At 51.9% G+C, this 23,671-nt stretch carries 24 protein-coding genes; 11 read left to right on the top strand and 13 right to left on the bottom strand.

The window, feature by feature from the left end; all coding sequences use genetic code 11:
* Positions 1 to 32 precede the first annotated feature (32 nt).
* From GN208_RS10455 to GN208_RS10445, 3 genes are read right to left on the bottom strand one after another with little or no spacing between them, the layout of a single operon-like run.
* On the bottom strand, positions 33 to 689 hold the full coding sequence (locus GN208_RS10455) for a fumarylacetoacetate hydrolase family protein (RefSeq protein WP_004237515.1): 657 nt from the start codon (positions 687 to 689) through the stop codon (positions 33 to 35).
* A 34-nt stretch (positions 690 to 723) separates the two neighbouring features.
* Positions 724 to 1,818, bottom strand: a complete 1,095-nt coding sequence (locus GN208_RS10450; RefSeq protein ID WP_004237514.1) for a lytic murein transglycosylase — start codon at positions 1,816 to 1,818, stop codon at positions 724 to 726.
* A 37-nt stretch (positions 1,819 to 1,855) separates the two neighbouring features.
* Positions 1,856 to 2,140 carry a YcgL domain-containing protein gene (locus GN208_RS10445; protein WP_015422698.1) on the bottom strand — a complete coding sequence of 95 codons (285 nt, stop codon included), beginning with the start codon at positions 2,138 to 2,140 and terminating at the stop codon, positions 1,856 to 1,858.
* A 159-nt stretch (positions 2,141 to 2,299) separates the two neighbouring features.
* Here GN208_RS10445 and minC point away from each other — a divergent pair, with 159 nt between their 5' ends.
* From minC to minE, 3 genes are read left to right on the top strand one after another with little or no spacing between them, the layout of a single operon-like run.
* Positions 2,300 to 3,010, top strand: a complete 711-nt coding sequence (minC, locus tag GN208_RS10440) for a septum site-determining protein MinC (protein WP_004237512.1) — start codon at positions 2,300 to 2,302, stop codon at positions 3,008 to 3,010.
* Between the two features lie 22 nt (positions 3,011 to 3,032).
* Complete coding sequence (minD, locus tag GN208_RS10435) at positions 3,033 to 3,845, top strand: septum site-determining protein MinD (protein ID WP_004237510.1); 813 nt, start codon at positions 3,033 to 3,035, stop codon at positions 3,843 to 3,845.
* 3 nt (positions 3,846 to 3,848) lie between these two features.
* Positions 3,849 to 4,142: a cell division topological specificity factor MinE gene (gene minE, locus GN208_RS10430; RefSeq protein WP_004237509.1), complete on the top strand. Its 294-nt coding sequence runs from the start codon at positions 3,849 to 3,851 to the stop codon at positions 4,140 to 4,142.
* Between the two features lie 52 nt (positions 4,143 to 4,194).
* Here minE and rnd read toward each other — a convergent pair whose 3' ends face one another.
* From rnd to GN208_RS10405, 5 genes are all read right to left on the bottom strand, one after another.
* On the bottom strand, positions 4,195 to 5,340 hold the full coding sequence (rnd, locus tag GN208_RS10425; RefSeq protein ID WP_004237508.1) for a ribonuclease D: 1,146 nt from the start codon (positions 5,338 to 5,340) through the stop codon (positions 4,195 to 4,197).
* 146 nt (positions 5,341 to 5,486) lie between these two features.
* Positions 5,487 to 7,178, bottom strand: a complete 1,692-nt coding sequence (gene fadD / locus GN208_RS10420; protein ID WP_004237507.1) for a long-chain-fatty-acid--CoA ligase FadD — start codon at positions 7,176 to 7,178, stop codon at positions 5,487 to 5,489.
* A 304-nt stretch (positions 7,179 to 7,482) separates the two neighbouring features.
* Entirely contained in the window at positions 7,483 to 8,073 is a 591-nt protein-coding gene (locus GN208_RS10415) for a Slp family lipoprotein (protein WP_004237505.1), read from the bottom strand.
* An 85-nt stretch (positions 8,074 to 8,158) separates the two neighbouring features.
* Complete coding sequence (gene tsaB, locus GN208_RS10410) at positions 8,159 to 8,860, bottom strand: tRNA (adenosine(37)-N6)-threonylcarbamoyltransferase complex dimerization subunit type 1 TsaB (protein ID WP_036417553.1); 702 nt, start codon at positions 8,858 to 8,860, stop codon at positions 8,159 to 8,161.
* 84 nt (positions 8,861 to 8,944) lie between these two features.
* Positions 8,945 to 10,870: an ATP-dependent DNA helicase gene (locus GN208_RS10405; RefSeq protein ID WP_015422697.1), complete on the bottom strand. Its 1,926-nt coding sequence runs from the start codon at positions 10,868 to 10,870 to the stop codon at positions 8,945 to 8,947.
* A gap of 100 nt (positions 10,871 to 10,970) precedes the next feature.
* Between GN208_RS10405 and GN208_RS10400 the strand changes: the two genes are divergently transcribed.
* Entirely contained in the window at positions 10,971 to 11,315 is a 345-nt protein-coding gene (locus GN208_RS10400) for a RidA family protein (RefSeq protein WP_004237501.1), read from the top strand.
* Between the two features lie 192 nt (positions 11,316 to 11,507).
* Here the strand turns inward: GN208_RS10400 and lsrK are convergent, their stop codons facing one another.
* Entirely contained in the window at positions 11,508 to 13,103 is a 1,596-nt protein-coding gene (lsrK, locus tag GN208_RS10395; RefSeq protein WP_004237500.1) for an autoinducer-2 kinase, read from the bottom strand.
* Between the two features lie 85 nt (positions 13,104 to 13,188).
* Positions 13,189 to 14,139: a transcriptional regulator LsrR gene (gene lsrR, locus GN208_RS10390; RefSeq protein ID WP_046024608.1), complete on the bottom strand. Its 951-nt coding sequence runs from the start codon at positions 14,137 to 14,139 to the stop codon at positions 13,189 to 13,191.
* 309 nt (positions 14,140 to 14,448) lie between these two features.
* On the opposite strand from lsrR, the gene lsrA reads away from it, so the two are divergent.
* The 6 genes from lsrA (at position 14,449) to lsrG (ending at position 20,318) form a co-directional block, all read left to right on the top strand.
* On the top strand, positions 14,449 to 16,011 hold the full coding sequence (gene lsrA, locus GN208_RS10385) for an autoinducer 2 ABC transporter ATP-binding protein LsrA (protein WP_004237498.1): 1,563 nt from the start codon (positions 14,449 to 14,451) through the stop codon (positions 16,009 to 16,011).
* A complete protein-coding gene (lsrC, locus tag GN208_RS10380; RefSeq protein WP_004237497.1) occupies positions 16,005 to 17,009 on the top strand; it encodes an autoinducer 2 ABC transporter permease LsrC in 1,005 nt (334 codons plus the stop codon). The genes lsrA and lsrC overlap by 7 nt, the downstream gene beginning before the upstream one ends.
* A complete protein-coding gene (lsrD, locus tag GN208_RS10375; protein WP_004237496.1) occupies positions 17,006 to 18,010 on the top strand; it encodes an autoinducer 2 ABC transporter permease LsrD in 1,005 nt (334 codons plus the stop codon). Before lsrC ends, lsrD begins: the two co-directional genes overlap by 4 nt.
* A gap of 41 nt (positions 18,011 to 18,051) precedes the next feature.
* Entirely contained in the window at positions 18,052 to 19,068 is a 1,017-nt protein-coding gene (lsrB, locus tag GN208_RS10370) for an autoinducer 2 ABC transporter substrate-binding protein LsrB (protein ID WP_015422696.1), read from the top strand.
* A gap of 65 nt (positions 19,069 to 19,133) precedes the next feature.
* Positions 19,134 to 20,015, top strand: coding sequence for a 3-hydroxy-5-phosphonooxypentane-2,4-dione thiolase (gene lsrF / locus GN208_RS10365; RefSeq protein ID WP_004237494.1), 882 nt, complete (start codon positions 19,134 to 19,136; stop codon positions 20,013 to 20,015).
* Positions 20,016 to 20,018: 3 nt separating this feature from the next.
* Positions 20,019 to 20,318: a (4S)-4-hydroxy-5-phosphonooxypentane-2,3-dione isomerase gene (lsrG, locus tag GN208_RS10360; RefSeq protein ID WP_015422695.1), complete on the top strand. Its 300-nt coding sequence runs from the start codon at positions 20,019 to 20,021 to the stop codon at positions 20,316 to 20,318.
* A gap of 184 nt (positions 20,319 to 20,502) precedes the next feature.
* On the opposite strand, the gene GN208_RS10355 is transcribed toward lsrG, so the two are convergent.
* Complete coding sequence (locus GN208_RS10355) at positions 20,503 to 20,793, bottom strand: hypothetical protein (RefSeq protein WP_004237492.1); 291 nt, start codon at positions 20,791 to 20,793, stop codon at positions 20,503 to 20,505.
* 336 nt (positions 20,794 to 21,129) lie between these two features.
* Between GN208_RS10355 and GN208_RS10350 the strand changes: the two genes are divergently transcribed.
* Positions 21,130 to 21,987: a hypothetical protein gene (locus tag GN208_RS10350; protein ID WP_015422694.1), complete on the top strand. Its 858-nt coding sequence runs from the start codon at positions 21,130 to 21,132 to the stop codon at positions 21,985 to 21,987.
* A gap of 27 nt (positions 21,988 to 22,014) precedes the next feature.
* Here GN208_RS10350 and GN208_RS10345 read toward each other — a convergent pair whose 3' ends face one another.
* Positions 22,015 to 22,629, bottom strand: a complete 615-nt coding sequence (locus tag GN208_RS10345) for a protein-methionine-sulfoxide reductase heme-binding subunit MsrQ (RefSeq protein WP_004237490.1) — start codon at positions 22,627 to 22,629, stop codon at positions 22,015 to 22,017.
* Positions 22,629 to 23,633: a protein-methionine-sulfoxide reductase catalytic subunit MsrP gene (gene msrP / locus GN208_RS10340; RefSeq protein ID WP_004237488.1), complete on the bottom strand. Its 1,005-nt coding sequence runs from the start codon at positions 23,631 to 23,633 to the stop codon at positions 22,629 to 22,631. The genes GN208_RS10345 and msrP overlap by 1 nt, the downstream gene beginning before the upstream one ends.
* Positions 23,634 to 23,671: the final 38 nt, after the last annotated feature.

Genomic DNA, 23,671 nt, shown 5'->3' with positions numbered 1-23,671 from the left:
CTTTTTTCCTTTTACTTCGTGGCTGACCCGTTTCAGATAATCCGCGTGGTCAGCATGTGATCATTTACAGAGATTTTCAGCATATCGCCCGATACCAGTGGCCCGACACCTTCCGGTGTGCCGGTCAGGATAATATCCCCCGGACGCAGCGTGAAATAGCGGGACATATAGCTAATCAGCGGTATCACCGGCGTCAGCATTTCGCGGGTATTTCCCTGCTGGCGCAATTCATTATTAACGGTCAGGCTCAGGGTGACATTCTGCGGATCCGGGAATTCATTGACCGGAATAAACCCGGACACCGGTGCAGAGCCGTCAAATGCCTTACTTTTTTCCCACGGCTGCCCTGCCGCCTTTAATTTCATCTGCACATCGCGCAGTGTTAAGTCCAGCGCGACACCAAAACCGGCAATCGCCCGGGCGCAGCGATCTTCATTGGCCTGTTTCAGCGGCGCGCCGATCAGAACCGCCAGTTCGGTTTCGTGATGCACTTCGCCGAACTCTTTCGGAATGGCGACCGGCTGACGCAGATCGCACAGTGCTGTTTCAGGTTTAATAAAAAGAAGGGGTTCTGCGGATGCCTGTGATTTCATCTCCGCAACATGCTTTGCATAATTCAGCCCCACACATACCACTTTCCCGACCGGAAAATCCAGGAGAGCGCCCTGCCAGTCACGATGCTGATACATAGTCTTACCCCTTTAATTTATTATTCTGATGACATCAGCGGATTTCCGCACCGACATTATCTGCCATCAGCGAAACGCTGAGTGCAAAGAAATACGAGCGGTTCCAGTGCATGATGGTGATAAAGTTCTGTGTGACCAGATACACCCGCTCCTGCTTATCTTCCGGTACGACTAACCACATCGGGGTCGATTCCGGCAGGTTTGCCTGTGCAGGGAGTGTCACACCCAGGGCCTTCCACTGCGCCAGTGTTTTGCTCTGGTTTTTCTTTGTTCCCTCAATGCTGCGGTCAAAGCCTGCGGGAACAGTCACTTCATATCCCCACGGCAGCCCTTCTACCCAGCCTTCAGTGGCCAGATAATTCGCCGTGGAAGCAAACACATCCGCTTTGTTATTCCAGATATCCACCACGCCGTCACCATCACCGTCCACGGCATAAGTCAAATAGCTGGCCGGCATAAACTGGTTTTGTCCCATGGCTCCGGCCCAGGAGCCTTTCAACTGCTGATCTGCCGGGATATGTCCCTGGTCGATAATCTGCAGTGCTGCGATAAACTGTTTAATAAACATCTCTTCGCGGCGGCCTTCATAGGCCAGGGTTGCCAGGGCGGAAATCACATCTTCTTTACCCTGATAACGACCGAAACCACTTTCCAGTCCCCACAGGGAGACAATATATTCCTGCGGCACGCCGTAACGCTGACTGATACCGGATAGCAGCGCCGCATTGGCATCATGCTGTTTTACTGCGGCGCTGACAGCGCCTTTGGTCACACGGCGGGCCAGGTAATCATCCAGCGTGACTTTTTTCTCAGGCTGGTTTTTATCAGACGTTATAACACGTTCGATAAAATGAAAATTCTCAAAAGCGCGGGTCAGTGTGGATTCTTTAATACCCTCCTGACGTGCCATCGCTTTCAGCTGTTCAGCATAGGCCGGAAATTGTTCGGCTGTCCGTGAGTCAGCCGGAAATTCCCGCTGTAAATCCGCCACGGACAACCGTGCAGCGGCCGGCTGCTGCACTGCCGGAGCATCAGCCGTTAATTTGGCCGGTGATACCGGTGTCTGAGATGCACTGCATGCCGTCAGCGATGCCGTAATAATCACGGCGCTTAATAATGTCAGGCGCATAGCGATATCCTTTCTGGTTATTTCGCGGGGATTATTATTAGGATTTATCCTGAATATTCAGTGTATCCCGGTATTCCGATAACAGATCTTCCACCGGTGGCGGGAACTGCAGATAATAACCGGCATCTGTCAGTTCCTGTTTCACTTTCTCAATATCCGCATTGGCCAGTTTATCGCGGTTTGCAAGGTTGATCAGCATGCTGAAGACGGGCTTGCCGAAACTTTTCAGCAACTCTTCCGGGACACGGGAAAAATCATCTTTCTTTTCGATGAACAAATAGGTTTGATCGCGGTTCGGACTTCTGTAAATTGCACACAACATTGGAATTATCCCGTTTAAATCAAATCGTGACTTGCCAGTAAATGGCACTAACTATAACATGCTATTGTTTTTGATAATATCGTTACCCGGCATTGCGTCGCTGCAATGCAATTTATATATGGCTGAATAGCGGGCCGCTAATTATACTGAGTCGGACAGATGTCACCATCGCCAATTGATCTTAAAGGCAGTAACTTCACACTTTCGGTTCTTCATCTGAATAATGAGGATCCTCAGATTATTGAACAGGCTGTGCGCGAAAAAGTCAGCCAGGCGCCGGCCTTTTTCCAAAATGCTCCTGTTGTGCTTAATGTCAGCCAGATTTCATCCGGCGCGAACCTGAAAATTATCTGCCGTGCCGTCACTGACGCCGGTTTGCGGATTGTCGGGATCAGCGGCTGTCAGGATGAGAAAATGCGCCGGGCCGCAACCCGAAGCGGGCTTCCGCTGCTCAATGAGGGCAAGAGTGCCCGTGTTGCTGAACCGGAAGCGCCGGAGCCTGAAACACCGGCAGCATCATCCGCCGCAGATTCATCCTGCCGGAAGACCCGGCTGATTAATGTGCCTGTCCGTTCCGGCCAGCGCATTTATGCCCCGAACAGTGACCTTATCGTGACCGCCAATGTCAGTGCGGGCGCGGAACTCATTGCGGATGGTAATATTCATATTTACGGGCTGATGCGCGGACGTGTGTTAGCCGGTGCGGCAGGTGATACGGAAAGCCAGATTTTCTGCACCCATCTGCATGCGGAACTGATTTCTATCGCCGGACAATATTGGCTGAGTGATCAAATCCCGGGCGAATTCGCCGGGAAAGCGGCCAAACTCAGTCTGGTTAATAATGAACTCACTATCAACAATCTAATATAGACCTTTAACAAGGAATAATTCCATGGCACGCATTTTAGTTGTTACTTCAGGTAAAGGTGGCGTAGGCAAAACCACTTCCAGCGCGGCCATAGCGACCGGCCTTGCCCAGAAAGGAAAGAAAACCGTTGTGATCGATTTTGATATCGGTCTGCGTAACCTTGACTTAATCATGGGGTGTGAGCGTCGCGTCGTGTATGACTTCGTGAACGTTATTCAGGGCGATGCCACACTAAATCAGGCACTTATCAAAGATAAGCGGACTGAGAATTTATTTATCCTGCCTGCTTCGCAGACCCGCGATAAAGATGCACTGACCCGCGAAGGCGTGGAGAAAGTGCTGAACGAATTAGGTGAGATGGACTTTGATTTCATCATCTGTGACTCCCCGGCAGGGATTGAGAGCGGCGCACTGATGGCGCTCTATTTTGCTGATGAAGCCATTATTACCACCAACCCTGAAGTTTCATCTGTCCGTGACTCTGACCGTATTCTCGGGATCCTGTCCTCCAAATCCCGCCGTGCGGAACAGGGACAGGAGCCGATTAAAGAGCATCTGCTGCTTACCCGTTACAATCCGGGCCGTGTCAGCCGCGGTGATATGCTGAGTATGGAAGATGTGCTGGAAATCCTGTGCATCCCGCTTATCGGTGTGATTCCGGAAGATCAGTCTGTTCTGCGTTCATCCAACCAGGGTGAGCCGGTGATTCTGGATCAGGAATCAGATGCAGGTAAAGCTTATGACGATACCGTCGCCCGTATTCTGGGTGAAGATCGTCCTTTCCGTTTCATTGAGGAAGAGAAAAAAGGTTTCTTAAAACGCTTATTCGGGGGGTAAACCATGGCGCTGTTAGACTTCTTCCTGTCGAGAAAAAAACCGACAGCTAATATTGCAAAAGAACGTTTGCAAATCATTGTTGCAGAGCGTCGCCGCGGTGAATCTGAACCGAATTACCTTCCGGATCTGAAACGCGATTTACTGGCAGTTATCTGCAAGTATGTTCAGGTCGATCCGGAGATGCTGTCTGTCCAGTTTGAGCAGAAAGGCGATGATATATCCGTTCTTGAACTGAACGTCACGCTGCCTGAAGGCGATGAAGGCACGAAGAAAGACGAGACTGCAAAAAAAGAGTAGTTTTAGTGACTGATAATAACACGGCGGGTTACCCCGCCGTGTTTTTTGCTGTTTATTCCCCGGAGACAGCACTGACCTCAATACCGGCAACCACCTCTGCCAGAGCAGTCTCCAGCAATGGTTTACGCCAGCCGTTCAGCAGTTCCGGCTCTTCGGATGACGTTTTAAATCCCCACACTTTATTCAGATACTGGTTAATCTGACGGCGTGATGCCAGCAGCTCCGGACTGAATTGTTCCGCTTCGCTCAGCTCAGTAATGCGTGCTTTAATCGCCTTAAATGTTTTGCGGTATAACGGATGATCGGACACATTTTCCACGGGAGCCGGATAATCAGCCTCATTCAGTGCACGGCTTTCTTCCGTTAACGCCAGCAGGCGTCTGCCGTGACAGCGGATTTCCTGGCCGGTCAGCCCCAGTCCGTCCAGCTCGCCCAGCGAGGTCGGCATATAGCGCGCCACTTTCCACAGATGTTCTTCACGTACCACAAAATTGACCGCCATATCACGCTGACGCGCCTGTTCCAGCCGCCATTGCGCCAGTTTCTGTAAACAGGCCAGTTGCTGCGGACGCAGTTGTGCGGCACCGCTGAAATCGCGGTAAGCTTCCGCCGGGTCAGTCTGGGTAATACGGCGCTGCGCCATCATGGCACACTCTTCTTCCGCAGAAGCCAGGTAACCGGCCGCACGGACTTTTTCTGTCAGTTTTTCCGCCAGCGGCAACAGGTAATACACATCCGCCGCTGCATATTCACACTGTTTTTCTGTCAGCGGACGCGCCAGCCAGTCAGTGCGGGATTCACTTTTATCCAGGGTAACACCGAGGTAGGTTTCCACCAGCGTGGCAAACCCGCAGGAGAGCGGATGCCCGGTAAAGGCGGCCAGCACCTGGGTATCCACCAGCGGCTGCGGCACACATCCCATGCTGTTGAAAAAGACTTCGATATCCTCACTTCCGGCATGGAGATATTTGATCATATCCGGTGCAGCCAGTAAGGTTTTCAGCGGTGTCCAGTCAGTGATCCCCAGCGGATCGACCAGTGCGAGATGCTCCCCGTCATAAAGCTGAACCAGACCGAGATGCGGATAATAGGTTCGTATCCGGACAAATTCGGTGTCCAGAGCAAGATAAGGTTTGCCGGTAACCTGTCCGCAATAGGCGGCAAGGTGTGTATCGCTGGTAATCAACTGATAATTCAAAACAACTTCTCTTAGTCTTTGACGACGTGGTTAAGTGATGTGATACAGAATAATTCAACAGATCAGGATATTTCAATCAATAGTCATAACAGAACAGATAAACGCCGGTTTTAACCGGCGTTATTATTCTGCGGCCTGATGTGGTGTCATGCAACCGGCTGAACATCCGTTTTGTGCTTTTCCTCATCGCGCAGTTCGCGGCGCAGAATTTTACCGACATTGGATTTCGGTAATTCATCACGGAATTCAATGATTTTCGGGACTTTATAACCGGTCAGATAACGGCGGCAGTGCAGACGCAAATCATCTTCTGTCAGTGATTTATCTTTACGGACCACAAAAATCTTCACAGTCTCACCGGAGCTTTCACTCTCCACACCGATAGCGGCACACTCCAGCACTGCCGGATGCAGCATGACCGCATCCTCAACTTCATTCGGATAGACGTTGAAACCGGACACCAGAATCATGTCTTTTTTGCGGTCAACAATGTGCAAAAAACCGTTCTCATCAAACTGCGCGATATCCCCGGTGGCGACCCAACCATCTTTCAGCACTTCGGCGGTGGCATCCGGGCGGTTCCAGTACCCTTTCATCACCTGCGGACCACGGACCCACATTTCACCCGGCTGCCCTTCCTGTACATCCGTGCCGTCATCATCCATCAGGCGGATCTCAGTGGACGGTACCGGGAATCCGATACTGCCGCTGTAACTTTTCAGGTTATGCGGGTTACCGGCGACCAGCGGGGAGCATTCTGTCAGCCCGTAGCCTTCCAGCAGATGTTTACCGGTCAGTTTTTCCCAGTTTTCCGCTACCGCTTTCTGCACCGGCATACCGCCGCCGACAGAAAGATTCAGGGTGGAGAAATCGAGTTTGTGAAATTCCGGATTGTTGATCCAGGCATTAAACAGGGTGTTTACCCCGGTAATGGCCGTGAACGGATATTTGCTCAGCTCTTTAATCGTTCCGCTGACATCACGCGGGTTAGTGATAAGCAGATTACGGCCGCCGATTTCAATAAACAGCAGGCAGTTCACTGTCAGTGCAAAGACGTGATACAACGGCAGTGCGGTGACAATCAGTTCTTTGCCGACATTCAGCTCCGGAATATAGGCCGCCCGCGCCTGCTCAAGGTTTGCCAGCATATTGCGGTGGGTCAGCATAGCGCCTTTAGCCACCCCGGTGGTACCGCCGGTGTATTGCAGAAATGCCAGGTCTTCACGGTGAATTTCCGGTTTGACATACTGCATGCGGTAACCCTGATGGATAGCGCGGCGGAATGAGATAGCATCCGGCAGGTTATATTTCGGTACCAGACGCTTGATATATTTGACCACAAAATCCACCAGCGTGGCTTTCGGACGGGAAAGCTGATCACCCATACGGGTCAGGATCACATGGCGGATTGGCGTGTTATAAACGATTTTTTCGAGGGTGTGTGCAAAATTGGAAACAATCACAATCGCGGCACAGCCGCTGTCATTTAACTGATGTTCTAACTCTCTTGGTGTATAGAGGGGGTTGACGTTCACCACCACCATCCCTGCCCGCAGGATCCCGAATAAGGCTATCGGATACTGCAGTAAGTTCGGCATCATCAGCGCGATGCGATCCCCTTTTTTCAGCCCCAGTCCGTTTTGCAGGTAAGCGGCAAATGCGCGGCTTCGCTCTTCCAGTTTCCGGTAGGTCATCACCTCGCCCATATTGATAAAGGCGGGCTGGTCCGCAAAGCGCGATACCGCATTCTCCAGCATCTCTGCCATTGAGGCATAGGTGTCAGGATTGATATCTGCCGGGACATCTTCCGGATAGTGTTTAAGCCAGACTCTTTCCAAGGTTTTACTCCTGATTATTGCTGCTCATCTCATGACCCGCCGGTGTTAACAAAATATTTACATAAATAAAGTATTTACATAAAACGGCGTTTTCGGATAATTTTTCTGTTTCAGGTTGAGAGTCACATCACTAATTTGTTTTATAAAGCCAGATAACAATCGAGGCGGCAAATGCCGCCTCTTAATCTATTCACTGTAACAAGCTGAGGATAATCATTCCTGCTTATCGTCACGGGCGGGATTATACACTCAAATCCGCATTTATGCTGAACTTTAAGGTTACCGTACCCGCAAATCCGCGCGATTAAGGTACTAAATAATCCTGCACCACTGCCGGTCCCGGCGGATAATACCAGCCGCCGCCATAATAGCCGCCGCCGTAGTACCCGTTATGCCAGCGCCACGGATCCGGACCATACACCGGCGGCGGCATAATCACCTGCCGTGCCTGGTGCCAGCGCTGGAAACCAGTGACATCAATCACCGGGAAAGTATAAGGAACATCGCCTATCTTACCGGCTTGTGTACCGTTCATCAGCCCGACCACCGTGACATACTGGTCGCGGAAGTTATCCGGCTCCATAAAACTGTTGATCCGGGCATACATCCGGCCGGTGATCGTTGAACCGAGGAATGGCGCACCGGTGCTGTTCAGCGGCATCACCGCGATTTCCAGTTGTGTCATATCCGGCTGATTCTGCACGCTGAGTACCCGCCCGCCGAAACGCGCTTCCATCCCTTTGTAAGCCTGCGGCGCTTTCTGAACGGCCTGAAAATCCGTCAGCATCGTGGTGCCGCTGCCCTTAATGGATTCCGGTACTGTGGCGCAGCCGGCCAGCGCCAGTGATAAAATCACAACACCATACTTCAGACTGCCCCGTAAGCGATTCATCATGATATGAGCTCCTGTGACGGATAGTATTCATTTATTGTGGCTGATGATTGCCGGTTCAACAATTGACACAGGCTATTTTTTTACGTTATTCCCGGCCCGGTAATTTCTTCCAGGTCACTTCGTTGCGCAAATACACCGGCTCTGCCGATTCAGGGGCAGATGTTTCCCCGCGGCGCAGTGCATTCAGTGCAGGCGGCAGCATATCCTGTGCATGCGGCAGCGTAATCTCTGTCATTTGTGTGCTGAGGGTCAGCGTTTCCTGCATCTGCGGATACGCCGCCCAGCCGGTGCCTGCCAGTCCCCATTCGCCGGTGAGTGCGGCACAGCGGGTGACAAAATCAGCCGGTTTCAGCACTGCTTCCGCCAGTTCCTGCCGGAAAATACCTTGCTCATCACGGACATACGCCGCGCAGTACACTTCATCCATGCGGGCATCAATGGCAACCAGCACACGGGAGAGCCCGGCAGTACGGAAAACCCCTTCCGCCATGGTTTCCAGTGATGAGACACCGATCATCGGCAGCTCAGCGCCCAGCGCCAGACCCTGCGCGATCCCGACACCAATCCGCACGCCGGTAAAGCTGCCCGGCCCCTGACCAAAGGCCAGTGCATCAAGATCACGGAGAGAGAGATTCTGCTGTGCCAGCACCGCCTGCACCATCGGCAGAATGCGCTGTGTGTGTTCGCGGGGGGTGACGGCAAAATCGGCGGTGATCTCACCATTGTTGTAAAGTGCAACAGAACAGGCTTCTGTTGCTGTATCTAAGGCTAAAATTCGGCTGGACATGCCATAACTCCGGCAAATAAATAAGGTTTATGGTAACAAAAAAATCACGGTAACAGTGACTTTTATTGCGAAACTGATTCAGTGTTATTCCGCTGTGCGGCGCTGTGACTGCCGTGCTGCCAGAAATTCCGCAGCTTTGGTCAGTGAACGGGTCCGTGGCGACGGCGGCAGACTTTTCAGGAAGATTTCCCCGTAAGGCCGCATAACAATCCGGTTATCACAGATCACAATCACGCCGTAATCCTCCGTATCACGGATAAGCCGCCCGACCCCCTGTTTAAGGCTGATCACCGCATCCGGGATCTGAACATCACGGAACGGATCGCCACCGCGTACCTGACAATCTTCCATGCGTGCTTTCAGCAGCGGGTCATCCGGTGCGGTAAACGGCAGTTTGTCGATGATGACACAGGTCAGTGCATCACCGCGCACATCCACCCCTTCCCAGAAACTGGCGGTGGCCACCAGCAAGGCATTACCGGAGGAGATAAAATCACGGAGCAGCTGTGTTTTACTGGTTTCCCCCTGCACCAGCACCGGCAGTGTCAGTGACTGGCGGAATTCGGCGGCGAGATCACGCATCATCTGGTGTGAGGTGCATAAAAAGAAACAGCGGCCACGGTTATGGTTGATCAGCGGGCGCAGTTGTTCCGCCAGCTGTTTTGCCGCACCGTACTGATTCGGCGACGGCAGAAAACGCGGCACACAGAGCAGAGTCTGTTCCTGATAATTAAACGGGCTCGGCAGGATCAGGGTTTCGGCGTTATCCAGCCCGAGGCGGCGGGTAAAATGGTGCAGATCATCATTCACCGACAGTGTCGCGGATGTAAATACCCACGCCATTTTCTGATTACTCATCATTTCGCGGAATTTGTCTTCTACGGTCAGCGGTGTCAGTGCCAGCAGGAAATGACGTCCATAGCTTTCAAACCAGTAACTGTAACCGGGGATGGAAACATCTTTCAGCCGTTTGAGCCGGTTGCGGTACAGGGTCGCCCGTTCAAACGCCGCATCCAGCATGGCAGAGCGGCCGAGAGAGAGCTTCATCACGTCATAACAGAGTTCCAGCGCATCATCGAGCAAGGTGAGCGCCCGCTGAAACTGCGGCTGTGCCAGCAGTTCCCGCAGATTACCGCGAAAACCGGTATCACCGAGTGCCAGCCGGAAATCCTGCACACTCATCGTCAGGCGATCCGCGCATTTCTGTAACTGCGCCTGGTCACGCAGCTCGCTGCGGTAGGCTAATGTGATATCGCGGGTCAGATCAAATAACTGACGGCTGCTGAGCTGCTGACCGAAATACTGACTGGCGATATCCGGGATCTGATGCGCCTCATCAAAAATAATCACATCCGCCTCAGGGATAAGCTCCCCGAAACCGGTGTCTTTCACCACGCGATCCGCCATAAACAGATGATGGTTGACCACCACCACATCCGCTTCCAGTGCCTTGCGCCGGGCTTTCAGTACAAAGCATTCTTTATACTGCGGACAGTCGCTGCCGAGGCAGTTATCGTTGGTACTGGTGATCAACGGCCAGACCGGGCTATCTTCCGGAATATCGTGACAGGTGGTGATATCCCCCAGTTCAGTCGCTGTTGCCCAGCGCCGCGCTGCCACTATCTGCGTGAGCGTTTCCGGCTCCATATTAATATCGCCGAGAGTCTGCTGCTCCAGCCGCTCCAGACAAAGATAGTTCGAGCGCCCTTTGAGCAGTGCCACCCTGCCGTCATAATCCAGCGCCTGAATAATGGTGGGGAGATCGCGGTTATAGAGCTGATCCTGCAACGCTTTGGAGCCGGTGGAAATAATAGTTTTCTTTCCGGCACGCAGCGCGGGTACCAGATAGGCAAACGTTTTGCCGGTCCCGGTTCCGGCTTCCGCCACCAGTTGCCCCTGCGTTTCAATTATCCGGCTGATCGCCGCCGACATAGTGACCTGGGCTTCCCTCGGCTGAAAACCGGGAATGACACGGGCTAAGCGGCCGTTTTTTGCAAAATCGTCTGACACGCGCGTTCTCTTCTGACAAAATAGGCGCTAATTATGCCAAGGGTTGAGCAATAGCACCACCTTGCCGTGTAAGAAACTGGATATATTTACAGGAGAGAGAATGACAATTCAGCGAATTGATCCGGAAGACCGCTGGTCTGAAGCGGTTGTACACAACAACACCGTTTATTACACCAGTGTTCCGGAAGATCTGAGCGGCGATATTACTGCCCAGACCACCAGTGCCCTGCACGCGATCGATAAAATTCTGGCCCGCGCCGGTTCAGATAAAAGCAAAATCCTCGATGCGACCATTTTCCTGGCAGACAAAGCCGATTTTGCCGGTATGAATACCGCCTGGGATGCATGGGTCGCGAAAGGCAGTGCGCCGGTTCGCTGCACCGTGGAAGCTGCTCTGATGCACCCGGATTATAAAGTCGAAATCAAAGTGATCGCGGCTGTCTAAGTGTTGAAAAAGCAGAGATCTCTGTTAATTCAGTGTCTCTGCTGATGACGGGCAAAAACGAAAAGCCGCTGTAAACACATCCCTGTGCGCTCAGGCGCGTCATCCATGACGCGCATGCTTTTCGTTTCCTTTGCCCATCATCGCAGGTTTACCCGGACACACGGTATCTCTGCTTTTTACTGAAATGAGGGTTTATTTTAATCCCGGCGCCTTCCACATCGATGTTGTCAGGCCGGAATCCACCAGCGAAAGCTGATCCGCATATACCTTCTGCCAGTTCTGTTTGGCTTTGTCATAAACTTCACGGTGTGCCGGATTTGGCTGATACTCATGCTGCCACTGCACCAGACGCTCACCCGCCGTCACCATATCATCATATAACCCGACACCCGCTCCGGCGGCGATCGCACACCCCAGCGCCGTGGCTTCTTTTACGACCGGTACCCGCACCGGTACCCCGGTAACATCCGCCAGGATCTGGCTCCACAACTTGCCTTTCGAACCACCACCAGCGAACACCAGTGAATCAGCCTTCACACCACTGAATTTAGCAATCAGATCAAGATTGAGGGATGAAACAATCGCAGCGTTCTCCTCCAGTGCGCGGAACAGCGAGGCTTTGTTACTCTTTTCCGCATCAATGGAGAGGTTAATAAAGGAAGGCGCCGCGTGATACCAGGATTTAAACCGCATCACATCGGAGAAAATCGGCATGATGCCGTGAGAGCCGGCAGGCACCCGGGCGGCCATATCTTCCAGTAATGAGTAAGTATCCACGCCGAGACGTTCAGCGATGATTTTTTCTTCCGCGCAGAACGCATCACGGAACCAGCGCATCGTCAGGCCGGTAAAGAAACTGATGGATTCCGCCTGTACCATCCCCGGGATCACATGCGGGTTGATGCGGGTATTCATATCCGGATCAGTGACCGGTGCAGGTAAATTCACCACCTGCTGCCAGAACGTGCCGCCGAGCACCGCAGTTTGTCCCGCTCTGACCACGCCCAACCCGAGGCAGCCCAGCTGAACATCCCCGCCGCCCATCACCACCGGCGTGCCTTCTGCCAGACCCGACTCTTTCGCGGCATTCGCTGTGATATAGCCCAGCACGGTACCGGTTTCTTTGACCGGTGAGAGAATATCCGCGCGCAGCCCGGCCATTTCCAGCAGGCCCGGCCGCCAGTCACGGGTTTTCAGATCCAGCATCCCGGTGGTGCCGGCATTGGAAGGATCAACTGCCAGCTCGCCGGTCAGTTTACAGGCCAGCCAGTCGCTGATCATGGTGAGTGTGCCCGCCTGCCGGTAGATATCAGGCCGGTGGTGTGCCAGCCACAGCAGACGCGGCATTGCGCCGAGGGCTAAAGTCTGGCCGGAGCACTGATAAACATCATATTCAAAAGTGTTATCGTACAGCTCTTTTAATTCACTGACTTCATGGCTTGAGCGCGCATCCACGTTGGCACATGCCCAGATCGGTTCGCCGTTGCGGTCATACAGTACAATGCCTTCACGCATTGAGCAGGCCGCCACCCCGGCAATCGCCGAAGCAGGCAGACCGGCATTTTTCAGCGCCAGCGCAATACAGTGACACGCCAGCTGCCAGTTCACCGGCAGATCAAATTCCATCGAGCCCGGTACATCCGGCAGCTCATTGTGACGCCACTCCGCCTGTCCGACCGCCACCTGATTGCCGTGAAGATCAAAAATAACGGCTCTGATACTGCCTGTTCCCGCATCCAGCGCCATCAGGTATTTTTCTGATGAGCCGCTGCCCGTAATCTGATTCATGTCGCCATCCTCACAAATTCAATTGGACTGATACCGTTACACCATGAAATACAGCGTGATTTTCGTCTGCGGGACAGTCAGTGCATCAGGTTAATAATGTCAGCATCACCCGTGCCGTCTGCTCGTCTGTCACCAGAGAGTTGATATAGCCCCCCAGCAGTGCCGCCACAATCACCTCGGCTTTTTCCTCACCGCCCGCCACCCCGACCACCGTCGGAATATTTTTCAGCTCTGCGGGGGTGATGCCGATAAGTTCGCGGTGCATCTCCACTTCTTCTGTCAGTTCCCCTTCGCGGCCGATAAAGTAGCCAAGGATATCCCCGACCGCCCCGCGCCGTGCCAGCATCAGCTGTTCGCCGCTGCTGATATAGCCGGAACGCATAATGGTCGCATCCTGTTTCTGATTCACAGCGCCCAGGCCGACAACGGCAATATCCGCTGCACTGGCTGCCATCAGCACATCCTGCACGCTGCGTTCCTGACGGAATGTCGCTGCCACTGCGGCACTTGATGCCCGCAGCGGTGCCGGAATAATGCTGACCGGGCAGTTGGCATCAAGCTGGCCGATGCCGGTCATGTACTGCCCGACGCCGCCGGAAAGTGTCACCAGACGGATCTGCTGCGAAGAGACAAACCCGCTCAGATGCTGCAATGTCGCCATTGCCGCCTCCCCGAACCCGACTGCCAGCAACTGGCCGGGCGAAAGCTGTGACATCAGCAGATGTGCACCGGCCACGCCAAGACGGGTATGGATTTCCGGACCGTTCAGTGCCGGGAGTATGCGAATTTGCTTTAACGAAAATCTTTTTTTCAGAATATCTTCAAGTTCAAGGCAGCCTTCAAACCGGGAATTTATCTGCACCCGGATAACGCCGGACTGACGTCCTTTTTCGAGCAAACGCGAAACTTTCAGCCGTGTCAGACCGAGCAGATCCCCGATATCTCCCTGCGTGAGACCATCGTGGTAATAAAACCAGGCAATACGGGCCAATAACTCTTCTTCATTCATACTAAGTCCTGAGGCGTCATAGTCCATCGAAGAAACGGAGCTTACCGGGGCTGCTTTCGTGTTTTTTGAAACTGTTGTCATGTGAACTTTTGTTTTCCGTTTTTACAGATAAGCACCTTTTACAGAAATCTGCCAGAGGTGCAGGCCAAAATTTTGAACAAATTCTAACGCAGATCTGATTTTTTCACAAAATATGGCCGAAATATTGTCTTATTTGATTTTTATGGCTTACATTTATGAACAAATGTGTTTATAAATTATAAATGTTCATTTTATTGATGTTTTCTTAACCACATAACATCCGGCAGCAATACCCATAACACCAGAGGTGCCGTTATGTCAGAGAAGCAACACCCGATTCAGCCGCTGCTCACCGCCCGCGGAATAGCCAAACAGTTCTCCGGTGTGGTTGTCCTCAAACACATCGATTTCACACTGTTGCCGGGACAGGTTCATGCGCTGCTGGGCGGCAACGGCGCGGGAAAATCCACGCTGATGAAAATTATTGCAGGGATTGAACAGCCGGATGCAGGCACCCTGACGCTGGAAGGTCAGGAGATATCGCACCTGACTCCGGCGAAAGCCCATCAGCTGGGGCTGTATCTGGTTCCCCAGGAGCCGCTGCTGTTCCCGAATCTGTCTGTACAGGAAAACATTCTGTTCCGTCTGCCGAAACATCAGGCGGGCAAAGCCAAATTACAGCAGATGCTGACTTCACTACGCTGCAATTTTGATCTCAGTGCGCGCGCGGGCAGCCTGAATGTGGCGGATCAGCAGCTGGTGGAGATCATGCGCGGTCTGATGCGGGATTCCCGCATCCTTATTCTTGATGAACCGACAGCATCTCTGACCCCCGCCGAAACCGAACGCCTGTTTGAGCGGGTGCGGGAATTACAGCAGCAGGGTGTCGGGATTGTCTTTATCTCGCATAAACTGCCGGAAATACATGCCATTGCCGATTACCTGAGCGTGATGCGTGACGGAAATATCGCGTTGGCCGGTCCGGCAAAACAGTTTTCCACTGATGAAATTATTCAGGCCATCACACCTGAAGCGAAGAAAAAGCCGCTGTCAGAGACGCAGAAGCTCTGGCTGGATCTGTCCGCCACCCGTAACAGTCCGCAGGATGATACGCCGGTACTGGATGTCCGCAATGCGTGCGGCGAAGGATTCCGTAACATCAGTTTTGTTGTCAACCCGGGGGAAGTGGTCGGGCTGGCCGGTGTCGTCGGCGCCGGCCGGACCGAACTCGCAGAAACATTGTACGGGCTGCGCCCGCTGATCGCCGGAGAGGTTTTCCTCAACGGTGACAATCTGCGCGGTGTCAGCAGTGAAAAACGCCTCACCCGGGGGCTGGTCTGTTTACCTGAAGACCGTCAGGCCTCCGGACTTTTTCTTGATGCCCCGCTCACCTGGAATATCGGTGCGCTGGTGCATAACCACCAGGGGCTGCTGGTCAACCGCTCGCGGGATGATGCATTGCTCGAGCGTTACCGCCGCGCCCTCAATATTAAATTCAGTGACGGGCAACAGACGGTACGTACGCTGTCCGGCGGTAATCAGCAAAAGATCCTGATCGCCAAATGCCTCGAAGCCAATCCGTCACTGCTGATTATTGATGAGCCGACACGCGGCGTGGATGTCGGCGCCCGTAATGACATTTATCAGCTGATACAAAGTATCGCACAACAGAATGTGGCAATTTTACTGATTTCCTCTGACCTCGATGAAGTGGTGGCACTGGCTGACCGCGTGCTGGTGATGCATCAGGGGGAATTCTCCGGGGAATTGCAGCACAACGAGCTGAACACCGACACCATTATGCATATGGCGTTCGGCGAACACCGCCCGCAGACAGAAACAGAAAGCAGCCCGTTACAGGAGGCTGCATCATGCTGAAATATATCCAGAATAACCGTGAAGTAACGGCACTGCTTGCTATTCTCTGCCTGTTTGTCCTGCTCGGCGGCATGGAAACCCGTTATTTCAGTCTGCAAACCGTCACCATGATTTTCGGCAGTGCGCAAATCCAGATGCTGCTGGCCATCGGTGCCACCCTGGTGATGCTGACCCGTAATATTGATGTGTCTGTCGGATCCACCACCGGGCTGTGTGCAGTGATTGTCGGTATCGCGCTGAATGCGGGACTGCCGCTGACGGTGGCGATCCTGCTGACTGTCGCTGCCGGTCTGCTGGCCGGATTCTTCAACGGCATCCTGGTCACCTGGCTGCGGATCCCCGCCATTGTTGCCACCCTCGGTACGCTCGGGCTGTATCGCGGCATTATGCTGCTGCTCACCGGCGGAAAATGGATTGAAGGTTTACCGGCGGAACTGAAAGATCTGTCAAAACCGGTTTTCCTCGGGCTGTCGCCAATCGGCTGGTTTATTATCCTGCTGATTATTCTGATGACTCTGTTCCTGTCCCGCACCACCGCCGGACGCGGTTTCTACGCCACCGGCGATAACTTACAGGGCGCGCGCCAGTTGGGTGTGCCGGTTGATCGCACCCGCATCATTGCCTTCTCTGTAAACGGCATGATGGCGGCACTCGCCGGGATTGTGTTTGCCTCACAAATCGGTTTTATCCCGAATCAGACCGGTAACGGCCTTGAAATGAAAGCCATCGCCGCCTGTGTGCTGGGCGGGATCAGCCTGCTCGGCGGCACCGGTACCATCGTCGGCGCTATCCTCGGTGCCTATTTTATGACTCAGATTGACAGTGTGCTGGTGCTGCTCAGATTGCCGGCCTGGTGGAATGACTTTATCGCCGGCTTTGTTTTACTCGCGGTTCTGGTCTTTGACGGCCGTCTGCGTGTGGCGCTGGAGAAAAACCTCCGCGCCCAGCGCTATGCCCGGTTCCTTAATCCTTCCGCACCGCAGGAGGCGAAAAAATGAGCATCACCAAACGTTATGGCTGGGAAATTGCCCTGGCGCTGCTGATTGTCCTCGAAATCCTGTTATTCGGTATGGGTAACCCGCGCCTGCTGGATGTCAATGTGCTGCTGTTCAGTACCAGTGACTTTATCTGTATCGGTCTGGTGGCGCTGCCGCTGACGCTGGTGATTGTCAGCGGCGGGATGGATATCTCCTTCGGTTCCACTATCGGGCTGACCGCCATTGTACTCGGGATCCTCAATCAGGCCGGTGTACCGATGATTGCCGCTATTCCGCTCACTCTGCTGACCGGCGCACTGTGCGGTCTGATTAACGCCCTGCTGATCCTGTTTACCGGGGTTAACCCGCTGGTGATTACGCTCGGCACCATGTATCTGTTCGGCGGCTGCGCCCTGCTGCTCTCCGGATTATCCGGTGCGACCGGTTTTGAGGGGATCGGCGGCTTCCCGGCAGCCTTCACTGATTTTGCTAACCTTGATTTACTCGGCATTCCGCTGCCGCTGATCATTTTTGTCCTGTGTGTACTGGTGTTCTGGTTTTATCTGCACCGTACCCATCCGGGCCGTAATGTCTTTTTAATCGGGCAGAATGCCCGTGTCGCGCGCTACAGTGCTTTCCCGGTGACACGCACTATCTGTCTGCTGTATGCGATGGTCGGTGTCAGTGCCGCACTCGCCTCTGTCATTTTAGTGTCCTATTTCGGCTCTGCCCGTGCGGATCTCGGGGCATCGTTCCTGATGCCTGCTATCACCGCTGTTGTACTGGGTGGTGCCAATATTTACGGCGGTTCCGGCTCTGTATTAGGCACCGCGCTGGCTGTTTTGCTGATCGGCTTTTTACAGCAGGGATTGCAGATGATCGGCGTACCAAATCAGGTCTCCAGTGCACTCTCGGGTGCGCTGCTTATTGTTGCCGTTGTTGGTCGTTCCGTTTCTTTACACCGACATCACATCCTTGGCTGGTGGGCGCGTAAACGCAACAGGCAATTCGTATCAGAGTAAAACACGTTTGTTATCACAGATTTGACGAAATGGAGAAAACCATGAAACCCATCATGAAAAAACTGGCGCTCGCCACTGCATTAAGTCTCGCATGTGTTTCCTGGGCGAATGCAGCAGAAAAAGTCGCCTTTATTCCTAAACTTGTCGGTGTCGGCTTCTTTACCAGCGGCGGCCAGGGTGCTGTGGAAGCCGGGAAAAAACTCGGTATCGATGTCACCTACGACGGCCCGACCGAGCCGAGTGTGTCCGGTCAGGTGCAGCTTATCAACAACTTCGTTAACCGGGGCTATGACGCGATTATTGTTTCTGCCGTTTCGCCGGACGGGTTATGTCCGTCACTGAAACGCGCTATGCAGCGCGGTGTGAAAGTCCTGACCTGGGATTCCGATACCAACCCGGAATGCCGCTCCATTTATATCGACCAGGGCACACCGAAACAGCTCGGCGGCATCCTGGTGGATATGGCTGCGGATCAGGTGAAGAAAGAGAAAGCCAAAGTCGCCTTCTTCTATTCCAGCCCGACCGTAACTGACCAGAACCAGTGGGTCAAAGAAGCGAAAGCGAAAATCGAAGCCGAGCATCCGGGCTGGGAAGTCGTCACCACCCAGTACGGTTATAACGATGCCACCAAATCCTTACAGACTGCCGAAGGTATTCTTAATGCCTGGAGTGACCTGGATGTGATTATCGCGCCGGATGCCAACGCCCTGCCGGCGGCGGCTCAGGCCAAAGAGAACCTGAAACGTAACGATGTGGCGGTTGTCGGGTTCAGTACCCCGAACGTGATGCGTCCGTATGTGGAGCGCGGCACAGTTAATCAGTTCGCGTTATGGGATGTTGTCAAACAGGGCGAAATTTCTGTCGCCGTGGCTGATGCACTGATGAAAAAAGGCGAACTGAATGTCGGCGATAAGATTACCGTCGCCGGTGTCGGTGAAGTTGAAGTCTCCCCGAACAGTGTTCAGGGCTATGACTACGAAGCAAAAGGCAACGGGATTGTGGTACTGCCTGAGCGCGTGATCTTCACCAAAGAGAACATTAACAACTATGATTTCTGATGTAGTTGCTGATTTAACCAATGGCGCGGGCACCCTCCGCGCCAGTTTAACCAGGGGAGAATTCCATGGCTGATTTAGATGATATCCGTGACGGCAAAGACTTCGGGCTTAATACGCCGCAAAAAAACACCCTTTATACCCTCAAAGGCTGCGGTTCGCTGGATTGGGGTATGCAGTCGCGTCTGGCCCGTATTTTTAATCCGCAGGATAATAAAACGGTCATGCTGGCCTTTGACCACGGCTATTTCCAGGGGCCGACCACCGGCCTTGAGCGGATTGATATTAATATCGCCCCGCTTTTTGAGCATACCGATGTCCTGATGTGTACCCGCGGGATCCTGCGTGCCCAGGTGCCGGTCACGACCAACAAACCGGTGGTGCTGCGGGCATCCGGTGCTAACTCCATCCTGACCGAACTCTCCAACGAAGCGGTTGCGGTGGCAATGGATGATGCGGTACGCCTGAATGTGGCGGCGGTTGCGGCTCAGGTCTATATCGGTACTGAGCATGAACACCAGTCCATCAAAAACATCATCAAAATGGTGGATGCGGGGATGCGTGTCGGTATGCCGGTAATGGCAGTGACCGGGGTGGGTAAAGATATGGCGCGTGATCAGCGTTATTTCTCACTCGCCAGCCGTATTGCTGCAGAAATGGGCGCTAATATCATCAAAACCTACTTTGTTGAGGAAGGTTTTGAGCGCATCACCGCCGGTTGTCCGGTACCGATTGTCATTGCAGGCGGTAAAAAACTGCCGGAAAACGAAGCTCTCGACATGTGTTTCCGCGCCATTGACCAGGGCGCATCCGGGGTGGATATGGGCCGGAATATTTTCCAGTCCGAAAACCCGGTTGCCATGATGAAAGCGATCCGTGCCGTTGTGCATGGCGGTGAGAGTGCAGCACAGGCTTATCAGCTGTTCCTGAGCGAAAAGAACAAGGGGTAAATTTTGAACGTAACATTAGTGGAAATTAATGTGAAACCCGGCAAAGTGGATGAATTTATTGCCGTTTTTCGTGAAAACCATCTGGGATCGATAAAAGAGCCCGGTAACCTGCGTTTTGATGTGTTACAGGACCCGGAAGTGGAAACCCGCTTTTATATCTATGAAGCCTATGCCGATGATGCAGCCGTGGCGGCACATAAGAAAACCCCGCACTATTTACAGTGCGTGGAAAAGCTGGAAGACCTGATGACCGGCCCGCGTAAGAAAACTGTCTTTATCGGGCTGATGCCGGAAGTGAAATAAGCATATCCTGTTTGATCTGTTAAGTGACCGCACAATGGCGGTCACTTTTTTGTATTGATTATTCATTGTTTCATTTTTATGGATGATTATTTATCTTATTTTTTTATTTTTCCCGAAAAATCGGATTAATAAAATATAATACGCATGTTCATAATTGCACTCAAAAATAACAAGCATGTATTTTTTAATCTATCTCATATTTTCCTTCTGACATAAAATCGGGCTCAATCCATTTTGGTCCTTTCATATAAAGGCCGCCTTTCTCTCCTCCGCACATTATTTTTTCTTCATTCAGAAGCCGGTGCGTTTCGCGGAGAATCATAATATTACACGACTCATATTTATCCGGGCCATTATGACGATAAAAAAAACGATCTATTGCCGGGTAAATAAGACCACTTTCACGCCTGGCAACCAGAAACAGGATAACATCTTCCATCGATTCATTTTTTACCATTTCATTGTAATCAATCATTTTACATATTTTTCTCTCATAATAAAATCTGACTCAATCCATTCATCTCCTCTTCTGAACGCCATTCACAATGAATATGCTGTATCAGCTATATCATACATATTATCAGCAGCATTACTTTAAAATCTGCCTGCAGGTGATTTTATCTGGTGATTCTTTTCCGGACAATACTGAAATGCGTTACTCTGACTTTCTAAAACTGTTGTTTCGGCGAATATCATTAAGAGAATTTCAGAATAAATAATGCAGATTGTCTGTTTGTCTGGTTGCCTGAACGGAATAACTCCCTTACCATCGAAATAAATGAATCTGAATTTATAGCTTTCCGGAGAAATCGTGAAAAAACTCACAGTAACCTGCTCAGTTCTGCCTTTGGCGCTGTTTTCCGCTGTTTTCGCCCTGCCATCCTATGCCGCAGAAACTGACTGCCAGCCGATGTCTGAACAAACCCGGCTCAATCATATGAGGATGATGGGGCTTTCTTACCTGAACGGACCGGTAAAATCATCCTCCATGGTCACCGACAGCGATCAGCAGGACAGCGATGTCAGGATATTTTCTGCCAGTAATGTGACACTGTCACCCTGCGGACAGATCACTCACTATGATTTCATCCGCAGAAGTATGCAATACGGCATGACCTTTGATATACAGGTAGCCGGAGCGGAAACCGCTGATGCCATCAGTATGGAATACCGTTTTTCCTCAGACGAAGTCGGCCGGAAAAAAGAGCGCCCGACCATCAGCCGGATTATCCTGCTCAAAGATGCACAACAAGTGATTAGCGGCTACCGGACAGAAAATTTTATTGAGGGCAACAGCACTATCCTGACCGAAAACGGCGCTGTGGAATACCGCGATGGCAATATACATTCTGTAGTGATAGACGGCGAAGTTCTCGCCAAACCCTACAGTATGATCTTTGAATATGACAGTGCCGGCCGGGTAACCCGTATTTACACCACGCCGACCCTTCTCAGTAATTACCATTTTACCTACAATGAGAAAGGCGGCCTGGATAAAGGAACAGAAAGAACGGAGTCGATCGGGATCGTCACCGGTAATGATATTCAGTGTACAGAATGGGATACCTATCAAAACTGTACCGCAGGGCTCTGGCTCCGGCATATTAACGGTGAACCGGCCGGTGAAGTACCTTTCCGTACCACTTATGAGTATTACAGTGATAAATAACAGCAGAAGACAATCAGCATAATCGTATTACCCGATTTTATCGGGTAATACTTGTTCTTTACTTCGCTGCTGCCGGCGATGACAGTACGCCAGAATAACCAGTACCAGATAAATGGCCGGTTCCGGTGTATCTGTCTTCGCTGCTAAAATATAGTGCGTAATAACAATAAACAACAACGGATACAGCAAATTATGAATTCGTTTCCACCACCGGCCTGATAAGTTGCGTATCCGGTCAGACGACGTCACTGCCATCAGGCACAAAATTAACCAGCCAGCCACACCGAGATTAAGATAAAAATGGGAAAGTATCTCACTGAAAAAGAGTGCCGTATTTTCTGCACCTATTTCAAGAAAAAAATAGCTGGCCAGATGCAGCGTTGCCCAGAAAAAACACCATAATCCGAGTAATTTTCTCACCTGATATAAACTGTTCAGCTTAAAATAAAAAGCAATCACCGGTATCACTGCGATAATAATAACTAAACGAAGTGCCATAATACCGGTGAAATGCTGAATGTCTTTTGCGGGATCTGCCCCCAGTACCCCGTAACTCACAGCATAAATAAGCCATACCAGTGGCAATACTGCCGTCATATGAAAAAAAAGTTTAACCACCGGGTAACGGAATAATTTCATCATCAGAAATATCTCCGCAAATCCATCCCTTTATATAATTCTGCCACGTCTTCTGCATACCCGTTAAACAGTAATGTCGGCTGCCGTGTTGTCCGGCCTAACCCTCCGGAGCCGATAAAACGTTCTGTAGCCTGTGACCAGCGCGGATGATCAACCTGCGGGTTTACATTGGCATAAAACCCATATTCACGGGGTGCTGAAAGATTCCATGTGGTCGGCGGCTCAGATTCTGTCAGGCGAATTTTAACAATGGATTTTATGCCTTTAAAACCATATTTCCACGGTACCACCAGCCGGACAGGTGCTCCATTTTGTTTCGGCAGTTCTTTTCCGTAAACACCGGTTGCCATCAGTGTCAGAGGGTGAAGTGCTTCATCCAGGCGCAACCCCTCAATATACGGATACTGAAGCCCGCCTCCGGTAAAACGGCTCTTTTGACCGGGCATTTGTTCCGGAGCGTACACCGTTTCAAAAGCAACATATTTCGCTTTGCTGTTCGGTTCCGCTGATAATAATAAATCTCTCAGAGGAAAACCGACCCACGGAATAACCATTGACCATGCTTCCACACAGCGCATTCGGTAAATACGCTCTTCAGCCTGAAATTTATGACGGATCTCATCGGCATTTAATACCAGAGGCCGGTTAACTTCCCCCTCAACTGTCAGTGTCCATTCATCCGTTTTCAGGGTATGTGCGTTTTCAGCCGGGTCCGATTTATTCAGGCCGAATTCATAGAAATTATTGTAACCAGTCACCTTATCCTCCGGCGTTAATGCCAGGCCGGACTGATACTTTTCAGGTTTTGTATAACTGAGGTCTTTTAAGATTGTCTCCGGAACGCCGGGCTTATCATCGCCGGAAAACCACGAAAACAGACCGGCGCTGACTGACGGGCTGACCATTAATCCGGCCGTACCGGCACCTAATAATTTAAGCAGATTCCTGCGCTTCATCATAAAAACGGATTCCGGCGTAATCTCAGACGATCGTATTATTTTCTTCATGATGAGTCCCTGTATTCAACAATCACGGTGATAACATT

It is taken from the genome of Morganella sp. HSTU-ASny43 (genome assembly GCF_022819185.1).
Classification (GTDB): domain Bacteria; phylum Pseudomonadota; class Gammaproteobacteria; order Enterobacterales; family Enterobacteriaceae; genus Morganella; species Morganella morganii.
This window is presented reverse-complemented; position numbering and strand designations above follow the sequence as displayed.